Annotated in this window: 18 protein-coding genes; 13 read left to right on the top strand and 5 right to left on the bottom strand. The window is 33.5% G+C overall.

What is annotated here, in order from left to right:
- The first annotated feature begins 17 nt into the window (after positions 1-17).
- Together AST99_RS14965 and dcp are read left to right on the top strand one after the other, a co-directional pair.
- Entirely contained in the window at positions 18-638 is a 621-nt protein-coding gene (locus AST99_RS14965) for a lipoprotein signal peptidase (protein ID WP_057783062.1), read from the top strand.
- 132 nt (positions 639-770) lie between these two features.
- Entirely contained in the window at positions 771-2,897 is a 2,127-nt protein-coding gene (gene dcp / locus AST99_RS14960; protein WP_057783060.1) for a peptidyl-dipeptidase Dcp, read from the top strand.
- Between the two features lie 60 nt (positions 2,898-2,957).
- Here the strand turns inward: dcp and AST99_RS14955 are convergent, their stop codons facing one another.
- Genes AST99_RS14955 through AST99_RS14940 form a run of 4 tightly spaced genes read right to left on the bottom strand, consistent with a single transcriptional unit; the run spans position 2,958 to position 5,800 of the window.
- Complete coding sequence (locus AST99_RS14955) at positions 2,958-3,521, bottom strand: 5-formyltetrahydrofolate cyclo-ligase (RefSeq protein ID WP_057783058.1); 564 nt, start codon at positions 3,519-3,521, stop codon at positions 2,958-2,960.
- A gap of 3 nt (positions 3,522-3,524) precedes the next feature.
- On the bottom strand, positions 3,525-4,496 hold the full coding sequence (locus AST99_RS14950) for a succinylglutamate desuccinylase/aspartoacylase family protein (protein WP_057783056.1): 972 nt from the start codon (positions 4,494-4,496) through the stop codon (positions 3,525-3,527).
- Positions 4,497-4,499: 3 nt separating this feature from the next.
- Complete coding sequence (gene rimK / locus AST99_RS14945) at positions 4,500-5,378, bottom strand: 30S ribosomal protein S6--L-glutamate ligase (RefSeq protein WP_057783054.1); 879 nt, start codon at positions 5,376-5,378, stop codon at positions 4,500-4,502.
- Positions 5,378-5,800 (bottom strand): ATP-dependent zinc protease family protein, encoded by a 423-nt coding sequence (locus AST99_RS14940; RefSeq protein ID WP_057783052.1) that lies wholly within the window; start codon positions 5,798-5,800, stop codon positions 5,378-5,380. Before AST99_RS14940 ends, rimK begins: the two co-directional genes overlap by 1 nt.
- A 112-nt stretch (positions 5,801-5,912) precedes the next feature.
- On the opposite strand from AST99_RS14940, the gene uvrC reads away from it, so the two are divergent.
- From uvrC to AST99_RS14895, 9 genes are all read left to right on the top strand, one after another.
- A complete protein-coding gene (gene uvrC, locus AST99_RS14935; protein ID WP_057783050.1) occupies positions 5,913-7,706 on the top strand; it encodes an excinuclease ABC subunit UvrC in 1,794 nt (597 codons plus the stop codon).
- A gap of 4 nt (positions 7,707-7,710) precedes the next feature.
- Complete coding sequence (locus AST99_RS14930; RefSeq protein WP_057783095.1) at positions 7,711-9,942, top strand: patatin-like phospholipase family protein; 2,232 nt, start codon at positions 7,711-7,713, stop codon at positions 9,940-9,942.
- Between the two features lie 188 nt (positions 9,943-10,130).
- A complete protein-coding gene (locus tag AST99_RS14925) occupies positions 10,131-10,913 on the top strand; it encodes a DUF3108 domain-containing protein (RefSeq protein ID WP_057783048.1) in 783 nt (260 codons plus the stop codon).
- Positions 10,914-11,179: 266 nt separating this feature from the next.
- A complete protein-coding gene (locus AST99_RS14920; RefSeq protein WP_103190920.1) occupies positions 11,180-12,493 on the top strand; it encodes a M23 family metallopeptidase in 1,314 nt (437 codons plus the stop codon).
- Positions 12,494-12,495: 2 nt separating this feature from the next.
- Positions 12,496-14,142, top strand: a complete 1,647-nt coding sequence (pgi, locus tag AST99_RS14915; RefSeq protein ID WP_057783046.1) for a glucose-6-phosphate isomerase — start codon at positions 12,496-12,498, stop codon at positions 14,140-14,142.
- A 159-nt stretch (positions 14,143-14,301) separates the two neighbouring features.
- Positions 14,302-16,851 (top strand): TonB-dependent receptor, encoded by a 2,550-nt coding sequence (locus tag AST99_RS14910; RefSeq protein ID WP_057783045.1) that lies wholly within the window; start codon positions 14,302-14,304, stop codon positions 16,849-16,851.
- An 11-nt stretch (positions 16,852-16,862) separates the two neighbouring features.
- Positions 16,863-17,972, top strand: coding sequence for a hypothetical protein (locus AST99_RS14905; protein ID WP_057783043.1), 1,110 nt, complete (start codon positions 16,863-16,865; stop codon positions 17,970-17,972).
- Positions 17,973-18,042: 70 nt separating this feature from the next.
- Positions 18,043-19,359: an endonuclease gene (locus AST99_RS14900; protein WP_057783041.1), complete on the top strand. Its 1,317-nt coding sequence runs from the start codon at positions 18,043-18,045 to the stop codon at positions 19,357-19,359.
- A 100-nt stretch (positions 19,360-19,459) separates the two neighbouring features.
- The gene (locus AST99_RS14895) at positions 19,460-19,903 is read left to right on the top strand and encodes a hypothetical protein (RefSeq protein ID WP_057783039.1); all 444 of its coding nucleotides are present in this window, start codon (positions 19,460-19,462) and stop codon (positions 19,901-19,903) included.
- Between the two features lie 38 nt (positions 19,904-19,941).
- Here AST99_RS14895 and AST99_RS14890 read toward each other — a convergent pair whose 3' ends face one another.
- The gene (locus AST99_RS14890) at positions 19,942-20,991 is read right to left on the bottom strand and encodes an endonuclease/exonuclease/phosphatase family protein (RefSeq protein ID WP_057783037.1); all 1,050 of its coding nucleotides are present in this window, start codon (positions 20,989-20,991) and stop codon (positions 19,942-19,944) included.
- A gap of 104 nt (positions 20,992-21,095) precedes the next feature.
- Between AST99_RS14890 and AST99_RS14885 the strand changes: the two genes are divergently transcribed.
- Both AST99_RS14885 and AST99_RS14880 read left to right on the top strand, forming a co-directional pair.
- Positions 21,096-23,858: a peptidase associated domain and porin domain-containing protein gene (locus AST99_RS14885; protein WP_057783035.1), complete on the top strand. Its 2,763-nt coding sequence runs from the start codon at positions 21,096-21,098 to the stop codon at positions 23,856-23,858.
- Positions 23,859-23,879: 21 nt separating this feature from the next.
- Positions 23,880-25,286 carry a DUF5689 domain-containing protein gene (locus AST99_RS14880; RefSeq protein WP_057783033.1) on the top strand — a complete coding sequence of 469 codons (1,407 nt, stop codon included), beginning with the start codon at positions 23,880-23,882 and terminating at the stop codon, positions 25,284-25,286.
- Position 25,287 lies beyond the last annotated feature (1 nt).

Below are 25,287 nucleotides of genomic sequence, written 5' to 3'. Positions count from 1 at the left end.
TGCTGAAAACCCAAAGCATGTCCTTAAAAAAAGCGAGTCTACTTATTGTCGTTGTACTATTCATCGATCAAATAAGTAAAATTTATATTAAAACACATTTTGTTTTAGGGGAAGATATTACCGTTTTTAACTGGTTCAGAATTTATTTTATTGAAAATGAAGGCATGGCCTGGGGAACTAAAATAAGTGATTTTACCTCGTCCATCACAGATAGAACAGCCAAAACGTCTTTAACAGTCTTTCGGATTTTTGCCATTTTCGGGATAGGATATTGGTTATATGCTACCGTAAAAAGTAAGGGACACTATTTATTAACTTTAGCCATTGCTTTAATCTTTGCAGGTGCTTTAGGGAATATTATAGACTCTGTATTCTATGGCGTTCTTTTTAACGACAGTCACGGACAAATTGCATCATTTTTACCCGCGGATGGAGGTTACGAAACGCTATTGCATGGGAAAGTGGTAGATATGTTATACTTTCCGCTTTGGAAAGGATATTTGCCAGCATGGTTGCCCTTTTGGGGAGGACGTTACTTTACGTTTTTTGAGCCCGTCTTTAATGTGGCCGATGTCGCTATTAGTACCGGATTTGTAATGTTATTGGTATTCAATAAAAAAGCATTTCCGAAGAATTAATCCTTAAGCTTAAAAAGTATTACATCGTGCATTAATCAGTATGTGATATTTAAAATAGATGTAGTTTTAGAAAATCATTGAAAGCGCATCCATAAAACACTTAATATATTATTTAAATAAAGTTTAAAACCTATGAAACAATTATCAGTGTTTGCTTTATTCGCCGTTGTAATTTTAACAACTTCATGTCAGGAAGAGACTAAAAAAGTTGAAGAAGTAAAAGACGAGTTATCAGCAACAAATCCTTTTTTTGAACCGAGTAAACTTCTTTTTCAAGCTCCAGATTTCGATAAGATAAGAAATACAGATTTTCTTCCTGCTATGGATGCCGGTATGAGAGCTCAATTAAGTGAAATGAAAGAGATTTTAGATAATCCTGGAGCTCCAACTTTTGAGAATACCTTTATTCCTTTAGAAGAGAGTGGTCAGTTATTATCTCGAGTTAGAAACGTATTTAATTTATTGTCTGGAGCAAATACAAATCCAGAATTACAAGCGATTGAAGAAGTTTTGGCACCTAAATTTGCAGAGCATAAAGATGCGATCTATTTAAATTCAAAATTGTTTAAACGCGTTAAATCTATATATGATAATAGAGAATCGCTTAGATTAGATTCGGAATCTAAACACTTGGTAGAAAATTACTACCAACGTTTTGTGTTGTCGGGTGCAAATCTGGAAGAAGCAGATCAATTAAAATTAAGAGAACTCAATGGAGAAGTAGCGACTTTAAGTGCCAAATTTACCAATCAGTTAATGGCTGCAGCAAAAGAAGGTGCTTTAGTTGTAGAAAATAAAGACGCGTTGGCAGGTTTGTCTGAAGCAGAAATAGATGCAGCAGCAAACGAAGATAAAACGGAATGGACGTTACCGTTACAAAACACCACCCAACAACCAAGTTTACAAAGTTTAACGAATCGTGAAACTCGTGAAACCTTATTTAAAAATTCTTGGAACCGTGCAGAACAAGTTGACGAAAACGACACCAGAGCCATTATAGAACGTATAGCCCAAATCCGTGCAGAACAAGCTTCAATTTTAGGGTTTGAAAACTTTGCAGCATGGAAGCTTCAGGACCAAATGGCAAAAACACCGAAAGCTGTTCAAGACTTTTTAGATCAATTAGTGCCGGCAACCACAGCTAAAGCAAAAGTTGAAGCGGCCGATATACAAAGTTTGATCGATAAACAAAACGGCGGATTTGATTTAGAAGCTTGGGATTGGAATTTTTATGCAGAACAGGTTAGAAAAGAACGTTACGATTTAGACGATAGTCAAATTAAACCGTATTTCGAGCTATGGAATGTGTTAGAAAATGGTGTGTTTTATGCAGCGAATCAATTATATGGTTTAACTTTTAAAGAGCGTAAAGATTTACCAGTATATCAGGAAGATGTTCGTGTTTACGATGTTATTGATAAAGATGGTAGCCAGATTGGATTGTTTTATGGCGATTTCTTTAAACGTGATAATAAATCTGGTGGTGCTTGGATGAGTAATATTATAGATCAATCTAAATTGTTAGGGACTAAGCCCGTGATTTACAATGTTTGTAATTTCACAAAACCTGCTGCAGAACAACCTGCCTTAGTGAGTTTTGATGATGTTATTACTATGTTTCATGAATTCGGACATGCCTTACATGGTTTCTTTGCAGATCAGGAATACGTGAGTTTGTCAGGGACAAATACACCACGAGATTTTGTAGAGTTCCCTTCGCAGTTTAATGAGAATTGGGCATTGTATCCTAGTATTTTAAATAACTACGCCAAGCATTATAAAACAGGAGAGCCTATGCCTCAAGCTTTAATAGATAAGATTAAGAAAGCTTCTACGTTTAATCAAGGTTACGCTTTAACAGAGGTGGTTTCTGCGGCTAGTTTAGATATGCAATGGCATACAATTACTACAGACAACAAGATTGAAGATGCAGATGCTTTTGAACAAGAGGCTTTAAAACGTACACATTTAGATTTAAGTGCTGTGCCACCGCGTTACCGTTCTTCGTATTTCTTACATATTTGGGGTAACGGTTATGCCGCTGGATATTATGCCTATTTATGGACAGAGATGTTAGATCATGATGCATATGAATGGTTTGAAAATAACGGCGGACTAACACCTGAAAATGGTCAGCGTTTTCGTGATATGATTTTATCTCGAGGAAATACTGAAGATTTTGAAAAACTGTACCATGAGTTTAGAGGTCAAGATCCAGATATTAAACCGATGTTGAAAAATAGAGGATTAACAGAATAAGGTAAATTTAAGACCAATAGAGAAGCTCGCAGTATTATATATTGCGGGCTTTTTTTAGGTTTAAAACGTGTATACTTGATTTGGAGTAACGCAGTAGTTTAAAGGAATATCACTGTCGTAAACATCAGAGATTTCAGCTTCAGCCTCAAAAAAAGAAACTCCAATTTTTATAACATCTGGATTGCAAGCGTCTAAAAATCGATCGTAAAAGCCTTTGCCATATCCAATTCTATTTCCTGTACTGTCGAACGCTAAAAGCGGTATAAAAACAACCTCAATACTCGAATTGGGAATAGGAATACCATCAATAGGTTCAGGGATATTATACGTGTTTTTCTTTATAGTTGTGGCATCTGTAAGTAATACATGATGCATTAATCCGGTCTTAAAATCGCTTTTAGAAATAACTATATTTTTATCTTTTCCGGAAAGGATATTCAGAATAAATTCGGTGTTTACTTCTTTTTGTTCTTCTATGGTTAAAAATACATGGTAGAACGATTTATCCCAAATAGGCAATGTTAAAAGCTGATTAGAAATATCTATACTTAAATCGTCGCAAGTCTCTAAAGATAGTGCTTCGCGTTTGGCTTTGTAATGTTTTCTTAACTCAGATTTAGTCATGAATTATTGTTTCAATTTTCTTGTAATATGAAAAAGTGCATCACCTTGATATACAATTGGCGACTCGTTTACATTAATGATGTAACCACTAATTTCTGCTTTTACAAAATCGTTAAACTTGCCGTAGGGATCGGTAATGTTTCCAATAATATCTCCTTTTTTAACTTTGGCCGACATTAAGTCTAACGCAGGTCTAAACATACCAGAATAATTAGCACGTTGCCATCTGCTTTCTAAAATGAAAACACATTCTTTTTTAGGAGGAGTTGCTTTTAATTTGGTGTTTAACATGTTTAAATATGCTAAAACACGTTTGGCTCCGTTAACGCCAGTGTTGGTTACATTTGGATCTAAATGAATCGATTTTCCGCCTTCGTAAAGCAACATGGGAATGCCTAATTTAGAACATGTAAAACGAAAAGATTTACTTAAATTTTTAGAGTACATAACAAAAGGAGCTCCAAAAGATTTAGCGAGTTCGTCTAACTCTAAATTGTTTTTTTCAATTCTAATTTGTGGTGCATTAAAACGTCCAGCGCCTCCTGTATGGAAATCGACTACATAATCTACAGAAGGAATTACTTCATGAATTAATTTATAGGCAACCTGACTTGCAAGCGAACCATTATCGTTACCCGGAAATACACGGTTTAAATCGCGACCGTCGGGGAATTCTCGTTTTAAGTTTATAAAACCAAAAATGTTAATAACAGGGATGCAAATAATGCTACCGCGTTTAGGTTTATTTATGCCTTTAGCAATAAGTTGTCTAACGATTTCTACACCATTTACTTCGTCTCCATGTATACCGGCCGTAAATAATACGGTGGGTCCAGGACGTTTAGAACGCTCGATAAAAATCGGGACATCTACACTAGAAGAGGTGTGTAAATTGGCAACATCAAAACTGATTTCTGCACTTTCTCCAGGGAGAATTTTTTGACCCAACACATGTAAAATATCCTTGTTTACCATGCTTTATCGTTTAGCGTTTCTTTCTATAAAAGTAATGATGTTTTTGGCAATATTTTTACCTGTAGCACCTTCAATACCTTCTAAACCTGGTGTAGAATTTACTTCTAATAATAAAGGTCCGCGTGCAGATTGTAACATGTCTACTCCACAAACTGGGAGTTTTAAAGCGGCAGCGGCATTTATGGCTAATTTTAACTCGGCAGCATCTAATTTTATAATATTGGCAGATCCACCACGGTGTAAATTAGATCTAAATTCGCCTTCTTTTCCTTGGCGTTTCATAGCTCCAACCACTTGCCCGTCTACTATTAAAGCACGCAAATCGGCACCATTAGCTTCCTTAATAAATTCCTGAACAATAACACGCGCTTGTAAACCATTAAAGGCTTCAAGGACAGATTCTGCAGCATTTTTAGTTTCGGCTAAAACCACACCTAAACCTTGCGTTCCTTCTAATAATTTAATAATTACAGGTGTTCCGCCAACGTGATTTATAACTTCTTCTACGTCTCTAGAATAGTTAGTAAATACCGTTTTTGGCATACCAATACCTGCTTTACTAAGGCGTTGTAAAGATCTTAGTTTGTCTCGAGAACGTTGTATCGCATCTGAAGTCACAATGGTAAATACATTCATCATTTCAAATTGGCGCACTACGGCACAACCATAAAAGGTAACCGAAGCTCCAATACGTGGGATAATAGCATCTACATAGTCTAAGTAACGATTTTTATAGTAAATCGTAGGTTTTTCTTTTTCTATGATAATGTCGCATTTTAAAGGATCAATAACCTCTATTTTGTGTCCACGCTTTTCACCTTCAACAACTAATCTGTCTGTAGAGTATAGTTCTGCGTTTCTTGATAAAATTACAATATTCATTAGCCTTTTAAATTAAATGATAAGTTTTGAAGATCTACATCGACAAGAAATTTCCGTTTTAAAAATTGTCTTCCAATAAGTACAGGGAATCGCATATCGTCTCTAGTGCTTAAAGTTAAGTTGATCTTGTAGGTTTTACCAAAAATTATTACATCAGATTTTATTTTATATCTGTTTTCTTTTATGCCGTTACTACTTTTTACGTTAGTAAACGTGTATTCTGTAAATACCACTTCTTCACTACTAAAATTAGGATGGCCTTTACTGTAAAATATACAACGTAAGGTGTTGTTTTCTTCTTTAATTTCGGAGCAATGTATCGCAGAAGTATATGCTCCTGTATCTATTTTTACATCTATATTATATAAATCTAATTTAGGAAAATCAAATTTATCTACCCGACCTATATTTCGTTTATCCATGTTGGTGTTAAAAGGGCGAAAGATATTTAATGTTGAATAAAAAGTACCATATAATATGCTAAAATTTATACAATGAAAATGGGTTTTAATATTGTTATAGTATATTTGATTTATGGATGAAACCGCTTTACAACTTAAGTTAAAAACCTTACCTAGTTCGCCAGGTGTGTACCAATATTTTGATGCGAATGGTGCCATTATTTACGTGGGAAAAGCCAAAAACTTAAAAAAGCGTGTGTCGTCTTATTTTACCAAAAATCACGATAGCGGAAAGACTAGAGTCCTTGTAAAAAAGATTGTAGAAATTAAGCATATTGTAGTCGAGACAGAAACCGATGCGTTGTTGTTGGAAAATAATCTTATTAAAAAACATCAGCCACGGTATAATGTTCTGCTTAAAGACGATAAAACATATCCGTGGATTTGTATTAAAAAAGAACGTTTTCCTAGAGTGTTTTCTACCCGAAGAGTGATAAAAGATGGCTCTGAATATTTTGGGCCATACACAAATTTTAAAACCATTCATACCCTTTTAGATTTAATAAAAGGCGTGTATCCGTTAAGAACGTGTAATTACGATTTGTCTGAAGCTAAAATAGAATCGGGTAAATATAAAGTTTGTTTAGAATATCATTTAGGAAATTGTAAAGGGCCTTGCGAAGATTTCGAATCGGTTGAAGAATACGATAAAAATATTATTGCTATTCGCGAGATTTTAAAAGGAAATTTTAAAGATTCTTTGTCTCAGTTTAAAAATCAGATGAAACACTTAGCTGCCGATTTAAATTTTGAAGCGGCTCAGAAAGTCAAAGACAAAATTGAAGTTTTAGAAAACTATCAAGCAAAATCTACAATTATTAATCCTAAAATTAGCAATGTAGATGTGTTTTCTATTATGAGCGATGAAAGCTTTGGATATATTAATTTTCTTCAGATTTCTTACGGATCTATTATTCGGTCTCATACGCTCGAGGTTAAGAAAAAACTAGATGAAACAGATAAACATTTATTAGAATTAGCAATAACAGAAATTCGTCAGCGTTTTCATTCTAATTCAAAAGAAATATATGTACCTTTTAAAGTGAATTTAGGTGAAGAAGTTCGAGTTACCGTGCCACAATTAGGCGACAAAAAACGTATTTTAGATTTGTCCCTACGTAATGCAAAGTATTACCGAATGGAGCGTTTTAAACAAATTAAAATTACCGATCCGGATAGGCATGTAACGCGTATAATGGCGCAAATGAAAACCGATTTGCGTTTGCATGTAGAACCAAGACATATAGAATGTTTTGATAATTCGAATATTCAGGGGACACATCCAGTGGCGGCTTGTGTGGTGTTTAAAGATGGAAAACCTAGTAAAAAAGATTATAGACATTTTAATATAAAAACTGTTGAAGGTCCAGATGATTTTGCTTCTATGGAAGAAGTCGTGTTTAGACGGTATAAGCGTTTGGTAGAAGAAGAGCAGCCGTTACCACAACTTATTATTATAGATGGAGGTAAAGGGCAGTTGTCTTCAGCATTAAAAGCATTACAAGATTTAGGTTTACGCGGAAAAATTGCAATAATCGGAATTGCAAAACGTTTAGAAGAACTGTTTTATCCCGACGATCCAATTCCATTGTATTTAGATAAGAAAAGCGAAACCCTGAAAATTATTCAGCAATTGCGTAACGAAGCACATAGATTTGGGATAGAGCATCATAGAAATAGACGAAGTAAAAGTGCTTTAAATACAGAGTTAGAAACCATTCCGGGGATTGGAGAAAAAACTATTGTAGAATTATTAAGTCATTTTAAATCGGTAAAACGTATATCTAATGCACCATTAAAAGATTTAGAAGCCGTAGTTGGATTTTCTAGAGCAAATAAAATATATAACCATTATCACAACTCATAATTACATGCGCGTAATTTTACTTTTAAGTATTTTTTTAATGAGTGTTTTTGTTCGGGCTCAAGAACAAAAAGACAGGCGTACTAACGACTTAAAAGTTGGACTTGTATTAAGTGGTGGTGGTGCTAAAGGTTTAGCACATATTGGAGTGCTTAAAGTTATAGATAGTTTGGGAGTGCGTATAGATTATGTCTCTGGAACAAGTATGGGAGCTATTGTTGGCTCGCTTTATGCTTCGGGTTATAGCGGGAAAGAAATAGACTCTATTTTTAAATCTGTAAATTTTGATAATATTATTATCGATAATATTCCACGCCAAGCTAAAACCTATTACGAGCGAGAGAACTCTGAACGTTATGCCTTAACCTTGCCGTTCGATGGATTTAAATTACGTTTGCCAACGGCTTTATCTCGCGGACAAAACACCTTCAACTTATTGTCTGAACTCACATTACATGTAAAAAATATATCCGATTTTAACGAATTACCCATTCCGTTTTTCTGTATGACTACAAATATGGAAACCGGACAAGCGGTACTTTTAGATAAAGGGAATTTAGCACAAGCTGTAATGGCAAGTGGTGCTTTACCAACATTATTTCAACCTGTAACTATAGACGACGGTGTGTATATTGACGGTGGCGTTGTAAATAATTATCCTTTAGATGAAATGAAAGCCAAAGGTGTCGATTTAATTATTGGTGTAGATGTTCAAGATGCATTATCTAAGAGTAAAGATTTAAAATCGGCTACAGAAATCTTATATCAAATTCAGAATTATAAGACGCTGAGTGATATGGTCAAGAAAATAGAAAAAACAGACATCTATATTAAACCAGATATTACAAATTTTAACGTTATTTCTTTCGATCAAGGCGAAGACATTATTAAAAATGGCGTTTTAGCCGCCAATAAAAATATAGAAGCTCTAGAAGATGTAGTGAGTAAACAACACACGCACCGGAAACAGCAGCCTTTAATAAAACATTTAGATTCTATTTCTATTAACGGCATTCAAATTCATGGAAATGAAACATATACACGTGCTTATATTCTAGGGAAACTGAAATTAAAAAGCAATAGTAAAGTGAAGTATAGCGATTTTTCTAGTGGTGTAAATAACTTAATTGCTACAAGTAACTTCGATAATTTTACTTACGATTTAAGACCTTCTAAAAATAAGCCAGGTTACGATTTAATTACGCATGTAAAAGAAACCACAAAGAAAACAGCCTTAAAACTAGCATTGCATTACGACGATTTATATAAAAGTGCCGCTTTGGTAAATGTAACTACAAAACGACTTTTAACGAATAACGATGTCATGTCTTTTGATCTTGTTTTAGGTGATAATTTACGTTATAATTTCGAATATTATATTGATAAAGGATTCTATTGGAGTATTGGAGTACGGTCTCGATTTAATCAATTTAACAGAAATGTTTCTGCAGATATTTTATTACGAGATGAGGATTCAGATCTTAATAAAATTGATATAGAGTTAAGAGATATTACAAATCAATTTTATATTCAAACGCAGTTTGTAAATGATATGGCACTTAGTTTTGGAGCAGAACATAAATATTTAAATATTTCTTCAGAAACCATTACAGATACTCCGGAATCTTCTGAAAGTACTTTTGAGAATCGTAGTTATTATAGTGGGTTCGCAAAAGTGAATTACGATTCTTACGACAATAAATATTTTCCTAAAAATGGAGTGTATTTTAATGCAGATTTTCATTGGTATTTTTATGCAACATCTAATACTACAGATTTTGATCAGTTTTCTATAGCAAAAGCAGATATTGGTTACGCCTTTAAATTGAGTAATAAATTTTCAGCTTCGCTTTTAGCAGAAGGCGGATTTAGTATTGGCGGAAATGAAAGTCCATTTTTAAACTTTACTTTAGGAGGGTATGGGGGGAACTTAATTAACAATTTTAAATCATTTTATGGTTACGATTGGTTGTCTGTGTCTGGAGATGCTTTTGTGAAAAGCACCTTTAAAATAGATTATGAGTTTGCTCTGAAGCATCATCTTACTGCATCTGCTAACTTAGCAAACATAGAAAATAATCTTTTTTCTTCAGGCGAATGGCTTACTTCTCCAGATTATACTGGTTACGCACTTGGCTATGGTTGGGATTCTTTTTTGGGGCCTATAGAAGCTACATATTCGTTTTCTCCAGAAACAAAAGAAAGTGTTTGGTTTTTAAATATAGGATTTTGGTTCTAATTATTTAACATCTTAATTACCAGTTAAAAGTGTAAGTTTAACATGTTCATAATAATTTAAAAACGAAAACATGATTATAAATTTTGATAGAGATTTTTTCTTTTAATACATTTGGAATAGAAATTGTTATAAAGTGGTTTAATATCAACTAAAATAATTAAATCCTTTAGTTGCAATTTAAAAAGCGTATGAAAAAAATGTTTCTCTTTTTAGTTTTAATTAGTGCTGTGTCTTTTAACCTAGAAGCGCAGAGCGAGAGTGCTTTTGATGCAGGAGAATGGTTTAAATTTGAAATGAGTTACAGCGGTTTTTTTAAAGCCGGATATGCTACAATAGAAGTAAAAGATAATAACTATAAAGGAACGCCTGTATATCATATTATAGGAAAAGGCTGGACAACAGGACCAATAAAATGGTTTTTTAAAGTTGAAGATCGTTATGAAACGTTTATAGATAAAGAGCGCTATTTGCCATATAAATTTATTAGAAAAATTGATGAAGGTGGGCATATAAAAAACATAGAAATAGAGTTCGATCAATCTCAGCGTTTAGCTCATGTACATAACAAAAAGAAGAATGCCCAAAAAACCTTAGCAACTAAGCCTGATGTTCAGGACATGGTCTCTACTTTTTATTATTTACGTAATAAATTAGATATAAAAGGCCTTAAGAAAAATGATGAGGTTCTTATCGATATGTTTTTTGATGAAGAGAACTACGCCTTCAAATTAAAATATTTGGGAGAAGATGTTATTGAAACAGAATTTGGTAAAGTAGCAACCTTAAAATTTAGACCATATGTTATGGCAGGCCGTGTGTTTAAAGAAGAAGAAAGTTTAACGCTTTGGGTCTCTAACGATAAAAATAAATTACCATTACGGGTACAAGCAGACTTAGCAGTTGGATCTTTAAGAGCAGATTTATTGGCTTTTAAAGGACTTATACATCCATTTAATATTATTATGGATTAGTAAATGCTTTTAAATTCTGTTTATCTGCAGGAAAATAAATAAGAATATTAGTTGTTTCCCTATATTTATTAACAGTTTTGGACTGTGTAACCACAACTAATTTATTAATTTAGCAGAATTCCTAAATAGGCATAATCTTTGTGCAACATTTTTGCTATTATCTGTGTTTGTTATAGGATAATTTACGTTAGGAATAGCCTGATGTTTTGATGTGTAATAGCGTCATATCAATAAAAAAAATAAAAGAAAATACTTTTCCAGATTTTATGGACCAAACAAAAATGAGAAGATTGGTGAAAGGTTGTGTCATTATGTTCACAGCAGCACTAGGTTTAACAAGTTGTAAAGATGAGTCTAAACAACAATTAGAAACAGATTTAGCTGTCGCAGAAAAAGAGATCGTTATTCCCGATGTCTATGAATTTGGTTTTAATTTAAACGAATATATTGTAAAACGTGACACCGTACAATCCGGAGATAGTTTTGGACATATTTTAGAACGAAACAATATAGGATTTTCTAAAATTTATCAAATTGCAGAAAAAGCAAAAGACAGTTTCGATATTAGAAAAATTCAAATCGGTAAACCATATACCTTATTGTGTGCTAAAGATTCTTTAGAGACTCCAAAATGTTTCATTTATCAGCCAAACAAAGAAGAATATGTTGTTGTGAATTTTCAAGATAGTATTCATGCTTATACCAGTAGAAAACCTATTAAGTATGTAGAAAAGGAATATTCTGGAATTATTAACAGTAATATTTCTCAAACTTTAGCCGATGATGGTCTAAGTTTAATTTTAGCTTATAAAATGTCAGACATTTACGCGTGGACTATAGATTTTACAAGACTTCAAAAAGGCGATCGTTTTAAAGTTATTTACACAGATAAATATATAGACGATACCATTTACGCCGGAATAGATAAAATTAAAGCCGCTTATTTTGAGCATAACACTGAACCGTTTTACGCTTTCGAATTTGAAACAGATACCGTTCTTGGTACTACAGATTTTTATAACGATCAGGCTAAAACATTACGTCGTGCCTTCTTAAAAGCACCAGTAGAGTATAAGCGTATTTCGTCTCGTTTTAATTTAAACAGGCGTATTGCTTTATATGGAAACAGAGTGCGCCCGCATAAAGGAACGGATTTCGCTGCTAATATAGGAACACCAATTGTAGCGACAGCAAACGGTAAAGTTACTAAATCAAGTTACACTGGAGGAAACGGTAATTATGTGAAAATTCGTCATAATAAAGTTTACGAAACACAGTATCTCCATATGCAAAAACGAAAAGTTAAAGTTGGAGATTTTGTAAAACAAGGAGATGTTATTGGTTGGGTTGGAATGACAGGAAATACCTCTGGTCCGCATGTGTGTTACCGTTTCTGGAAAAATGGAGAACAAGTAGATCCTTTTAAACAAAAATTACCAGCTGCAGAACCTATTTCTGAAGACTTAAAAGAGAAATATTTAAAGTATATTAAGCCTATTAAAATCCAAATGGACGCAATAAAGTTCTCTGAAGATAATAAACTACAAGAAGAGCAAAATTTAATAACACAAGCATATTAACTATGGCCTTACCAACAATTAACCCAACAACAACAAATGCATGGAAAAATCTTCAAAAACATTTTGAAGACATCCAAAATACACACATGAAAGAATTATTTGCTAACGATCCTGATCGCGCAAGTAAAAACACCATTATCTGGGACGACTTTTATGTAGACTTTTCAAAAAATAGACTGACAGAAGAAACCATGAAATATTTGCTTCAATTAGCAGATGAGGTGAAGTTAAAAGATGCTATGGTAGGTTATTTTTCTGGAGATGTTATTAATGAAACAGAAGGAAGAGAAGTATTACATACGGCTTTAAGAGCTCCAAAATCTGCCAAAGTTATGGTAGATGGCGAAGATGTAATGCCGGAAATATATCGTGTAAAAGGAGAAATAGAGGCGTTTACAAATAAAGTCGTTAGTGGCGAATTAAAAGGATTTACAGGGAAACCATTTACAGATGTTGTAAACATTGGAATTGGTGGTTCTGATCTTGGTCCAGCCATGGTGGTAGAATCTTTACAGTTTTACAAAAACCATTTAACTACACATTTTGTAAGTAATGTAGATGGAGATCATGTTAACGAAGTTATTAAAGTGTTAGATCCAGAAACAACATTGTTTGTTGTGGTCTCTAAAACCTTTACAACTCAAGAAACATTATCTAATGCAAATACATTACGCGCTTGGTTTTTAGAGCATGCAAATCAAGATGCTGTTGCGAGTCATTTTGTAGCTGTTTCTACTAATATTGAAAAAGTAAAAGAGTTCGGAATTAACGAAGCTAACATTTTTCCTATGTGGAACTGGGTTGGAGGACGTTTTTCCTTATGGAGTGCTGTAGGCTTAACCATTAGTTTAGCCGTAGGTTATAAAAACTTTGAAAGTTTATTAGAAGGAGCTCACGATATGGACGAGCATTTTAAAACTACAGATTTCGATAAAAATATCCCTGTTGTTTTAGCTTTAATTAGTGTGTGGTATAACAACTTCTTTAAAGCAGAGAGTGAAGCTGTAATAGGGTATAGCCAATATTTAACACAATTCGCTACCTATCTTCAGCAAGGGATTATGGAAAGTAATGGTAAAAGCGTAGACCGAAATGGAGATCGTGTAAATTACCAAACAGGTACCTTAATATGGGGAGAACCAGGAACAAACTCACAACACGCCTTTTTTCAGTTAATTCACCAAGGAACAAAATTAATTCCAGCAGATTTTATTGGGTATGCAGAATCTTTACATGGTAATGCAGATCATCAAGATAAATTAATGTCTAATTTCTTAGCGCAACCAGAAGCTTTGCTTAATGGAAAAACGAAAGCTGAGGTTTTAGCAGAAATGGCATCGCAAAATTTATCTGAAACAGAGCAAGCTAAATTACTTCCGTTTAAAGTATTTGAGGGGAATAAACCTACAAATACTATATTTATAAAGAAGCTTACACCAGCAAGTTTAGGGAAGTTAATTGCTATGTACGAGCATAAAATCTTTGTGCAAGGAGTGATTTGGAACATTTTTAGCTACGATCAGTGGGGTGTAGAGCTAGGAAAACAGCTTGCTAATAAAATTTTAAAAGAGTTTGATGATGTCGAAAATTACGAACATGACAGCTCTACTCTTAATCTTTTAAATTATTATAAAAAAGAGCGTCAATAAATTGTAAAGACGCAAATTTTCTTCCAAAAGTTCTTCGTTTTTTTTATTTGTTAGATTATCAGTACATTGCATTCTGTTAAAAACCTTAACATTTACGTAATAATAGATTAGTAAATAGGTCTATTTTTGCACATGTAAAATTAATCTCAAATAACAAAAATGAAGAACATTTCAAAAAACTTATTTTTTGCAATTATCATGGTCTGTAGTACTGTGTCTTTCGCTCAAAGTATTGTTACAGGAACTACAGTAGATCCTGATTCCAACTTGCCTTTACCTGGCGTTAACGTCGTGGAAAAAGGAACTAAAAATGGTGTTTCAAGTGATTTCGATGGAAAGTTTACTTTACAGACAAGTAAAACAGATGCTGTAATAGTTGTATCTTACATCGGTTATTTATCTAAAGAAATTCCTGTAAACGGGAATGTAGATTTAGGTAAAATTGTTTTAGAATCTAGCGAATTTGGGTTAGATGAAGTTCAAATTATTGCTTCTGTAGCAGTAGACAGAAAAACTCCTGTTGCTGTTTCTACAATTAGATCAGAAGAAATTGAATTAAAATTAGGAACTCAAGAATTTCCAGAAATTTTAAAATCAACGCCTGGAGTTTACGCAACTAAATCCGGAGGTGGTTTTGGTGATGGTCGTATTAACTTAAGAGGTTTTGAATCAGACAACGTAGCTGTTATGATTAATGGTGTACCTGTAAACGACATGGAAAACGGTGCTGTTTACTGGAGTAACTGGGCAGGTCTTGCTGACGTAACTAGTTCTATGCAAGTACAACGTGGTTTAGGTGCTTCTAAAGTAGCGGTTCCTTCTATTGGAGGTACAATTAACATTATCTCTAAAACTACTGATATTGAAGAAGGTGGTTCTGTAGGTACTTCTATTGGTAACGATGGATACTTAAAATTCGGAGCAACATATTCTACAGGTTTAATGGATAATGGTTTTGCTGCTACAGTTTCTGCTTATAAAACAGATGGTAATGGATATGTAGATGGTACAGAATTTAACGCCGTATCTTACTTCGTAAACATTTCTAAGCAAATTGGTGAAGATCACAAATTAGCTTTTACTGCTTTTGGAGCGACTCAACGTCACGGACAAAGACAAAACAGACAATTAATCTCTACATATAGAGCAACAGATAGCGGAAAACGTTTTAACGCGGACTGGGGTTATAAAAATGGTCAGGTAACTCACCAAGAAGATAACTTTTACCACAAACCACAAATATCTTTAAATCACTATTGGGATATTTCAGATAAAACAACATTATCTACAGTATTATACGCATCATTCGGATCTGGTGGTGGAGGTGGTTACTCTGGAACTAACAAATTCGGTCTTGGTACAGATGGTGTTAGTGACTACAGAACTGGATTATATGGTCCTATAGATTTCGATAAAATTGTAGACGAAAATGAAGCACTAGGAGCTTATGGTTCAGAAACTATTTTAAGAGCGTCTCGTAACGACCACAACTGGTACGGTTTATTATCTACCTTAGATACTCAAATTACAGAAGATATCGTATTAATTGGAGGTGTAGATTTAAGAACTTACAAAGGAATTCACTTCTCTGAAGTAACAGACTTATTAGGAGGTCAGTTTTATGCAGATGATGCAGATGTAAATAACCCTAATGCAACTTACAAAGTAGGAGATAAATGGTCTTACTATAATGATGGTTTAGTAAACTGGTTAGGTGTTTTCGGTCAATTAGAATATTCTAAAGATGATCTTTCTGCTTTCGTATCACTTTCAGGATCTAATACATCTTACAAGCGTATCGACTACTTTAACTATTTAGATAGCGATCCAGATCAAGAAACAGACTGGTACGACTTTTTTGGTTATATGGCTAAAGGGGGTGCAAATTACAACTTAACAGACAATCACAATGTTTTTGCTAACATTGGTTACTTCGAAAAAGCAGCTGGTTTTGATGGTGTATTTATTGGTTACGATAACGAAAACATTAACCCAGATGCTGAAAACCAAAAAATCTTTAGTATGGAATTAGGTTATGGTTACAGATCTCAAAAATTATCTGCTAACATTAACTTATACAGAACATCATGGAATGATAGAACTGAAACATATACATATACAGAAAGTGATGGTACAAACGCAACAGCTAACCTTTTAGGGGTAAATGCAATTCACCAAGGTATAGAAGTTGACTTCACATACAGACCAACAGATAAATTAAGACTTACAGGTATGATGTCTTTAGGAGACTGGAGATGGGATAACAACCTAGAAGGTGTTGAAATTTATAACGAAGAACAAGAATTAATTCAAACTGTAGATTTATATATTGAAGATTTACATGTTGGTGATGCTGCTCAAACAACTTTTGCTTTAGGTGCTAACTATGAAATCATGGAAAACACTAACTTAATGTTAGATTATAACTTCTACGATAACTTATACGCAAATTTTGACCCTAGTGATAGAGGTACAGAAGGTGCTCCAGATGCATGGAAAGTTCCAGCTTACTCATTATTCGATTTAGGTTTATCTCACAACTTTGATATGGGACCATTCGATGTACGTTTATTAGGAAGAATGAACAACATCTTTAATGTAGAGTACGTATCTGATGCTAACGATGGTACTGGTTCTACATCTAGCACAGCTCTTGTATATTACGGTGCAGGTAGAACGTTTAGTATTGGAGCTAAGCTTAACTTTTAAAAAAAAATAGAATGAAAAAATTAGTATTTTTATTAGTAGCTGTAGGCGCAATGTTCACGAGTTGTGATCCTATGGAAGATATTTATAACGACCTTGATAGTGTTGATAATCCAATCGTTGGGAGTGTGGAATACACTTTAGTTGATGACGATTATGACGCTTTAGGATTAACCTATGGAACATTCGATTCAGATGATCAAGCAAAAGAATTAATTCCTGGATTCTTATCAGATACTTACCCAATTTGGGGAAAAGGATCTTCAGCATTTGTAACTTATGATTTATATAAATCAAACAGCATCAAATCTACAACTGCTTACACAGTAACAGAAGATGATTACGCTACATTAGGTTTCTCTTATGGTAACTTTGATAGTGATGGAGATATGACTACATTACTTATGTACAAATACCCAGATGCAGTAAGAGGTGATTTAGTTGAATTAACTTATTTATACTATGCGTCAGGTTCTACTACTGAAGTAACAAATAGTTTTGTAATGTTAGATTCTTGGGAAATGATTCTTGAGTTTGCTTATGATGATTATATCGCAATGGATCAAAGTTATGCTAACTTCTCAAACGAGGATGTAGCAGAATTCAATATCTCTATATACTTAAAATCATTATATCCTTACGCAATGGAAGGAGATAGTGTAGTAACTATGTATGAGTTATATGTAAGCGGAGCTGATAACGAGATGAATTTAGTACCTTATACTTTTGATGGTACATCTTGGAATGCAGTTTCATCTGTTATTTCTTCAACATTACAATTTGGTCATGACGGTACAACTTGGGTTCCTGATAATACGATAACTTACACATTAGTTTCTGCAGACTATACATATATGTCATCTCAATTATCTTCTGTTTCAGGTTATGAAACTCCTGCTTCTAGTATGGGTAACTATGGTAACTTTGATAGAAGAGAAGGTAATTCTGCATATTGGAGCTTAGAAATGATTGAAACTGCAATGGGAATCTTATTAGACTATAATGATCCAACGGCTGCTGATGATCAAAAATATTTAATGACTTACGACATCTATAATGGTTCTAATACTACCGAAAGTATGTCTTTAATAAAAACAGACGGAGTTTGGGTAATTAATGAATAATCCAATTTTCAACTTATAATAAGTAAAAAACCATGTAGAAATACATGGTTTTTTTACTTAAATTCTTATTATGAAATATTCATACTTATTTTTATTCGTATTATTTTTTACTTGCAGCAGTAGCGATGATGGTTTAACTACCGAACTTCCTATTGCAGTTAATGATGCTGTAAGTACACTAGAAAATACAGCAGTAACTATTAGTGTATTAAGTAATGATACGCTATTAAATAATGCTACACTGTCAGATTTCGATTCAACGTCTAATCAAGGGGCCATAATCACGGAGTTATTTGATAAATTGACCTATACACCTGCAGATAATTTTACAGGTACAGATACATTTACATACACCATTTGTGATGGATTTAGTTCTCCAAATTGTGTGACGGGAATTGTAACCGTTACCGTCACCGATGAAGGCACAGCAATTGCTGTAGATGATGAGTTTGTCGTTATAGAGAATTCAGTGACTATACTTGATGAATTCTTAAACAATGATTCTATTATTGATGGCGCAACGTTAGAATCTGTAGACACAACTTTAACACTCGGAACGGTTGTTATAAATGAAGACAATACAATTACTTACACTGCTACAAATGGTTTTATTGGAGAAGATACCTTTACATATACTATTTGTGATGATGATGATGTACAAGAATGTGCTACAGCAACAGTAACTATAAATGTAGTAGCAACTTTAAATTTTAATATTTCTTCATCTTTAGGAGATTATTATAATGGTGTTATTTTTACAGAAGATAGTGATTTAATGTTCGAGGAAATTTCTACTCATACAATAGAGATGCATACCACTATACTTACCTACACACAAAGACATCTATACTTATATAATGCAGATGCAGATTTAACAAATCAAGATAATGTTATTTTAATGTATACTGGTGAAAGTAGATATTGGGAAGAATATACTTCTGGAACAAATAGTTATTCGCCACAAACGTTTAATACAGAGCATATTTACCCACAATCTAAATTGTCTTCAGAAACTGCTGTTACAGATTTACACCATTTAAGAACTGCAGATGCAACAGTAAACAGCCAGAGAAGTAATTACTCCTATGTAGATGGATCTGGAAGTAATCAATTAATAGATAACACGTATTATCCAGGTGATGATTGGAGAGGAGATGTTGCTAGAATGGTTATGTATTTAAATATTCGTTACGGTGAGACTTTCACTAAGGTTGGTAGTTTGGAACTGTTTTTAGCTTGGAATATCGCAGATCCAGTATCGGAGTTTGAAAAACAACGTAATAATGTTATATATGCAGCTCAAGGTAATAGAAACCCGTTTATTGATAATCCATACATTGCTACTTTAATTTGGGGAGGTGAACCCGCAGAAAATATATGGGAGTAAAAAATCTATTCTTATAAAAGTTTTAAGGCGCTTCAATTGAAGCGCTTTTTTAATGAATTAAAATCACTATTTTTGTAACCTGAAACAAAATTATAAATTCATGTATAGTACCATTCTAAATTTACATTCCTATTGGGCTTTTTTAGTATTAGCCGTTTTAACTATCGCTACAATTAATAGTATAGTTAAATTTGTTGGTAAAAAGGAATATGGGCCTAAAGATTTTAGACTGGCTTTATTTACCATAATTGTATCTCACATTCAATTATTAATCGGAATCATATTATATGTGGTTTCTCCAAGATTATCTTTGTTTAGTGAATTAGGTATGGGTGGAGTTATGAAAGATGCAACGAGTAGATTGTATTTAGTAGAACATCCGGTTATTAATATTATCGCATTAGTATTCATTACAATGGGATATTCTAAACACAAAGCGAAATTATCGTCTAATGCTAAATTTAAAACCATTTCTATATTTTATACCATTGGTTTAATTCTCTTGTTATCTAGAATTCCATGGCATATGTGGTTAGGCATATAATAATATATAAAGCGACTTTTTAGTCGCTTTTTTTATGTTTATTTCTCTCTAATTAAATAGATATAAACCGGGAAATGGTCACTAAATCCATCAGTAAATCCTTCGTATCCAAAACTTCTAAAAGGATAACCTTTATATGTTCCCGTTTGTGTAATTAAATATTGAGCATTAAAAATACCTGCTTTATAAAACCTGTACGAACTAAAATCCTTGTCTAAGAGCGCATCACTCACTATAATCTGGTCAAATAGGCTCCATTTGTCGCGATAGGCTGTTGTACCAAAGCCATTGCTATAAAGTTGCTCCATGGGATTGTATAAGCCTTTTAAACCCACTTCAGCTTTATGCTTTTTAGTTTTTAAAACCGCTTTAAAACTATCGTTTGTAGGGTCATCATTAAAATCGCCCATACTAATTATTTTAGCATAGGGATTTACCGTTTGCAAGGAATCTATAATGTGCTTATTAAGTTTAGCAGCAGCAACACGTTTAGAATTACTTTTAGTCTCTCCACCTCGTCTGGATGGCCAATGGTTTACAATAATGAATAGTAAATCGTTTTCTAAAAGTCCGCTTACAACTAATTGGTCTCTGGTATAAATTGGTTTTCCTGTTATTTCATCTTTTAAATGAAGCGTGTAATTAGATGTCGCCGTTGGCGTAAATAATTTTTTCTGATATAGCAATCCAACATCAATACCGCGACGATCTGGCGAATTAAAATGAATTATGCCATAATCTCGATCTACCAATAACGAATCGTTAATAATATCTTCTAGAACACCACGGTTTTCTACCTCACATACGCCTAAAATTACAGGTGTATTATGCGTAATTTCTAAACCAATCTCAGAAATTACTCGGGCCATGTTTCTTGTTTTTTTAGCATAAATAATTGTACGATTTTCTGCCAATTCCATTATCGGACTACTTTGGTCAAATGTTATGGGGTCATCTTCTGCATCAAACATGTTTTCAAGATTATAAAAGGCTACAGTATGTATTGTAAATTCTCGATCTTGGGCATAAATAGCTATTATCTGCATTAAACAAAGTACCCATAAAAACCTCTTAAAATATGTTTTCATAAAAATAATTTATTCTTAAATATAGGTTTTTAAAAATAAATTTTTTAATTTAAAACTCCTTAAGTTATTGATAGCTAGAAAATTGTAGATTTTAATTTTGTTCTATGAAGCGTTATATTCTAGCAATACTCTGTTTTTTATGGTTTTTCCAATGTGTTTTTTCTCAGAAACAACACATATCTGGAAGCGTTAAAGATGCCATGTCTTTACAGCCACTTCATCACGTTTCTATATCAATAGAAGGTACTAACCTAGCTGCTGAAACAGATAGTTTGGGACTATTTAAATTAATAGATATTGATTTGTTAGGCGATCAGATTTTAAAAATTTCTAAACCTGGTTATCTAGATAAACGGTACCCTATAATTATTAATACAGGCGAGTCGTTGCATATAGACGATATGTTTTTGCGGGTAGATAAGACTGCAAATAAAGATTTATACACTATTGTATTATCTGATGATGAGTTAAATGACGATACAAGTGCAGCCGATAATATTTCAGGGTTATTACAAGCCACCAAAGATGTTTTCCAGCGTACTGCTGCTTTTGAATTTAGTAGTTCATTTTTTAAAATACGTGGTTTAGACTCTAGTGAAGGTAAACTTTTAATAAACGGCATAGAAATGAACACTTTGTTTAACGGAAGAATGCAATGGAGTAATTGGGGAGGTATAAATGATGTCTTAAGAAATCAGGAGTTTAGTTATGGTTTAGCAGCTTCTACGCTTAATTTTGGAGGTGTTTTAGGCACAACTAATATCAGTACACGCGCTTCTAAATACCGCACTGGCGGAAGATTAACCTATACCTCTTCCAACAGGAGTTATGCAAACCGATTGATGGCAAGTTATGCCTCAGGCTTAATTAAGAATGGTTGGGCTTATGCCTTGTCTATTGGTAGGCGTTGGGGAAATGAAGGGTATCAAGATGCTACATTTTACGATGCTAATTCGTTTTTTGTAACTGTTGAAAAACAACTAAATGCAACTCAAAGTTTAAATTTCACAGGATTTTATACGCCTAATCGGCGCGGAAAATCGTCGCCAAATACTCAAGAAGTATTCGATTTAAGAGATATAAAGTATAATGAATATTGGGGCAATCACAATGGTGAAAAACGAAATTCTAGAATTAAAGATGTTGCCCAACCTATTTTTATACTCAGCCATTTTTGGAATATAAATTCAGACACAGAACTTCAAACAAACCTCAGTTATACTTTCGGGAAACAAGGGCATAGCCGGTTGGATTATCCTGGCGGTGGAAACCCTAGTCCAGCATACTATCAGAAACTCCCGAGTTACTATCTGGCCGATACTTCTGGTCCCGATTATGGTAACGCTTATCTTGCCGAACAAGAATTTAAGCATAATGGTCAAATGGATTGGAATCGCATGTACGATGCTAATATTACTAATGCAAACCAAGGGCTAGAAGCGGCATATGTACACTATGAAGATCGGACAGATGATAATCAAATCACTCTAAATTCCATACTAAATACAACGTTTAATGAACACGTGTTATTTAGTGGTTCACTTAATTACTCATCATTAGTATCTGATAACTTTGCCGAAATTCAAGATCTTCTAGGAGCGTCTAGTTATTTAAATGTAGATGCTTTTGATGGTTGGCAATACGATTTACAACATCCTAATAGATTAGTAGGCAAAGGTGGAAAAATAAAATATAACTATACCATGTATGCTAAAGTTATGTCAGGCTTTGCTCAAATTCAAATCAAGCATAAAATCATGGATTATTTTGTGGCACTTCATGTAAATCATACAAATTATCAACGGGACGGATTGTTTCAAAATGAAGCTTTTAAAGACAATTCTCTAGGTGAGAGTGAGGCTTTAAATTTTTTCGGATACGGTTTAAAAGGCGGTGTTACCTATAAATTTTCAGCCAAACATGTGGTCAATTTTCATACCGCATATTTAAGTAGAGCGCCTAATATTAAAAACTCCTTTTCTAATCCAAGAGAAAATAATAATACAGTTAAAGACATTTCAGAAGAACATATTTTGGCTTTAGACGCAAGTTATATTTATCGTTCACGAATAATCACTTCTAAGTTAACAGGTTTTTATATTGATAAACGTGGGAGTAATGAAATCGGTTTTTATTATGCAGATGGATTAACATCTGCGGGAATCGAATTTAACGAGACTTCTGCATTTGTACAGGAAGTGTTACACAATGTTAATACCTTACATTTTGGTCTGGAATTAGGTGTTGAGGCAAAAATAACTTCTTCGTTTAAGTTAAAAAGTGCAGCCTCTTTTGGTCAATATACCTATAACAATAATCCCAATTTGTATTTAACCTCTTCAAGTTTTGTTACTCAAGATGGCTCTATAGATTTTGGCAAAGCTCAACTTCAAAACTATAAAGTTGCAGGTGGGCCACAAGCAGCATTTTCTTTTGGTTTTGAATATAGCGATCCCGAATATTGGTGGTTTGGTGCTACCGTAAATTATATGACAAATACTTATGTAGATGTGAGTCCGTTAACAAGAACCTCTAATTTCTATTTAGACGATGATGGGCTGCCCTTTAATGATTACGATGAAGTTGTTGCAAAACAACTCTTAAAACAAGAGCGGTTTGATGATTATGTCGTAGTAAATCTTATTGGTGGTAAGTCGTGGAAGCTCGATAAATACTATCTCGGATTATTTGTAAGCATTAATAACGTCTTAGATAATATATATAAAACAGGCGGATTTGAACAAGGTCGGAATGCCAACTATAGAGAGTTAAAAGCAGATAACGAAAATCCAATTCGTGTATTCGGACCCAAATATTGGTACGGAAGAGGTGCCACATATTTTGCGAATGTGAATATTAGATTTTAGTAAACATTAAATTTTTGAAGGATGAAAAGGAGAAATTATATACATAAAATTTGGAGTGTTTTACTTGTGGCAATATTAGTGTCTTGTGTTCAAGATGACGATTTTTCGGTACCTAATCAATTAAATGAAACAGAGCAAGACAAGGTTATTCAAATTCAGGATGGTCTTAAAAACGGTACGTTTAAAGAAATCTCTATAGAAGCTTTAAAAGAACAATTTGTGGCTGGTGAAGTTGTGCAATTTGCCTCAAATAGTGTGGTGAAAGGGTATGTAACGTCGTCAGATAAAACGGGAAATTTTTATAAAGAAATCTATCTTCAAGATCAACCAAGTCAGCCAACATCAGCTATAAATATAATCTTAAATCAAGTCGATTCGTATAATCAGTTTAATTTGGGTCGTGAAGTTTATATTGTATTACAAGATTTATATTTGGGAGAAACGGCTTCAGAAATTTTAGCCATTGGTGGGGCTGAAGATGGCAGTCGGGTAGATGTGCTTACAGAACATCAGATAAAAACGCATATGTTTCGGACTTCAGAAACTTTAGAGATTGTGCCATTAGAACTCAATTTTTCAGATATTAATGAAAATTATATTGGAATGTTTGTCGAAATTCATAATGTAGAGTTTCCGGAACATTTAGTAGGGCAATCGTATTTTAATGCTATAGATGATTTTGATACACAGCGTAAAATTCAACGTTGTGAAGGTTTTAGTTACGAGGAATTTATTTTAGAAACAAGCTCGTTTGCTGCTTTTAAAAATGAAATTTTGCCTGCTGAAAATGGCATTATAAAAGGTTTAATTTCTAAAAGTTATGGCGGAGACGATTTTGTGTTGGTTTTAAATGATACAGATGATGTAGAATTTACAGATTCGCGCTGTACACCATTAAATGCAGATGATTTTACCGTGATTTTTGAAGAAACATTCAATGACGCTACTGATGATGCTATTTTAGATACCGAAGGTTGGATTAACTTTTCTGAACGCGGTCAAGTCTTGTGGACCGAACAAATTTATAGTAAAAATGGGTATGCAGAATTTGGAACTTTTGGTGCTAACGATACCTCTAATGTGGCGTGGTTAATTTCTCCAGGTATATTTGTAGATGACAATATGAACGCATTACTAAACTTTAAAATGGCTCAACATCATTTAGATTCTGTGCGAAATACTGTCGATGTTTTAATCTCTACAGATTTTAATGGTACAGATGTGCTTAATGCAACTTGGACCGAAATAGACGCAAAAGTTCCCACTAAATATGATGAATGGTATGCCTTTAAAGATTCAGGATTAATAGATTTATCTATGTATTCCGGGACACTTTATATCGCCTTTAAAGTTACAGGTTCTGGCACAAACGAAGCTCTAGATGGCTCTTACCAATTAGATGATTTTAGAGTGTTAACAGAAAAGTAAA

This window comes from Formosa algae (assembly GCF_001439665.1).
In the GTDB taxonomy this organism is placed as follows: domain Bacteria; phylum Bacteroidota; class Bacteroidia; order Flavobacteriales; family Flavobacteriaceae; genus Formosa; species Formosa algae.
The sequence above is the reverse complement of the archived record's forward strand: the minus strand, read 5'-3'. Positions and strand labels throughout refer to the sequence as shown.

Coding starts and splice junctions, on each gene's coding strand:
- AST99_RS14895 (WP_057783039.1), top strand. CDS start 19,460: ATGTATAGTACCATTCTAAATTTACATTCCTATTGGGCTTTTTTAGTA.
- rimK (WP_057783054.1), bottom strand. CDS start 5,378: ATGAATATTGTAATTTTATCAAGAAACGCAGAACTATACTCTACAGAC.
- dcp (WP_057783060.1), top strand. CDS start 771: ATGAAACAATTATCAGTGTTTGCTTTATTCGCCGTTGTAATTTTAACA.
- AST99_RS14910 (WP_057783045.1), top strand. CDS start 14,302: ATGAAGAACATTTCAAAAAACTTATTTTTTGCAATTATCATGGTCTGT.
- AST99_RS14920 (WP_103190920.1), top strand. CDS start 11,180: ATGGACCAAACAAAAATGAGAAGATTGGTGAAAGGTTGTGTCATTATG.
- pgi (WP_057783046.1), top strand. CDS start 12,496: ATGGCCTTACCAACAATTAACCCAACAACAACAAATGCATGGAAAAAT.
- AST99_RS14880 (WP_057783033.1), top strand. CDS start 23,880: ATGAAAAGGAGAAATTATATACATAAAATTTGGAGTGTTTTACTTGTG.
- AST99_RS14925 (WP_057783048.1), top strand. CDS start 10,131: ATGAAAAAAATGTTTCTCTTTTTAGTTTTAATTAGTGCTGTGTCTTTT.
- AST99_RS14940 (WP_057783052.1), bottom strand. CDS start 5,800: ATGGATAAACGAAATATAGGTCGGGTAGATAAATTTGATTTTCCTAAA.
- AST99_RS14950 (WP_057783056.1), bottom strand. CDS start 4,496: ATGGTAAACAAGGATATTTTACATGTGTTGGGTCAAAAAATTCTCCCT.
- AST99_RS14930 (WP_057783095.1), top strand. CDS start 7,711: ATGCGCGTAATTTTACTTTTAAGTATTTTTTTAATGAGTGTTTTTGTT.
- AST99_RS14965 (WP_057783062.1), top strand. CDS start 18: ATGTCCTTAAAAAAAGCGAGTCTACTTATTGTCGTTGTACTATTCATC.
- uvrC (WP_057783050.1), top strand. CDS start 5,913: ATGGATGAAACCGCTTTACAACTTAAGTTAAAAACCTTACCTAGTTCG.
- AST99_RS14900 (WP_057783041.1), top strand. CDS start 18,043: ATGAAATATTCATACTTATTTTTATTCGTATTATTTTTTACTTGCAGC.
- AST99_RS14905 (WP_057783043.1), top strand. CDS start 16,863: ATGAAAAAATTAGTATTTTTATTAGTAGCTGTAGGCGCAATGTTCACG.
- AST99_RS14955 (WP_057783058.1), bottom strand. CDS start 3,521: ATGACTAAATCTGAGTTAAGAAAACATTACAAAGCCAAACGCGAAGCA.
- AST99_RS14890 (WP_057783037.1), bottom strand. CDS start 20,991: ATGAAAACATATTTTAAGAGGTTTTTATGGGTACTTTGTTTAATGCAG.
- AST99_RS14885 (WP_057783035.1), top strand. CDS start 21,096: ATGAAGCGTTATATTCTAGCAATACTCTGTTTTTTATGGTTTTTCCAA.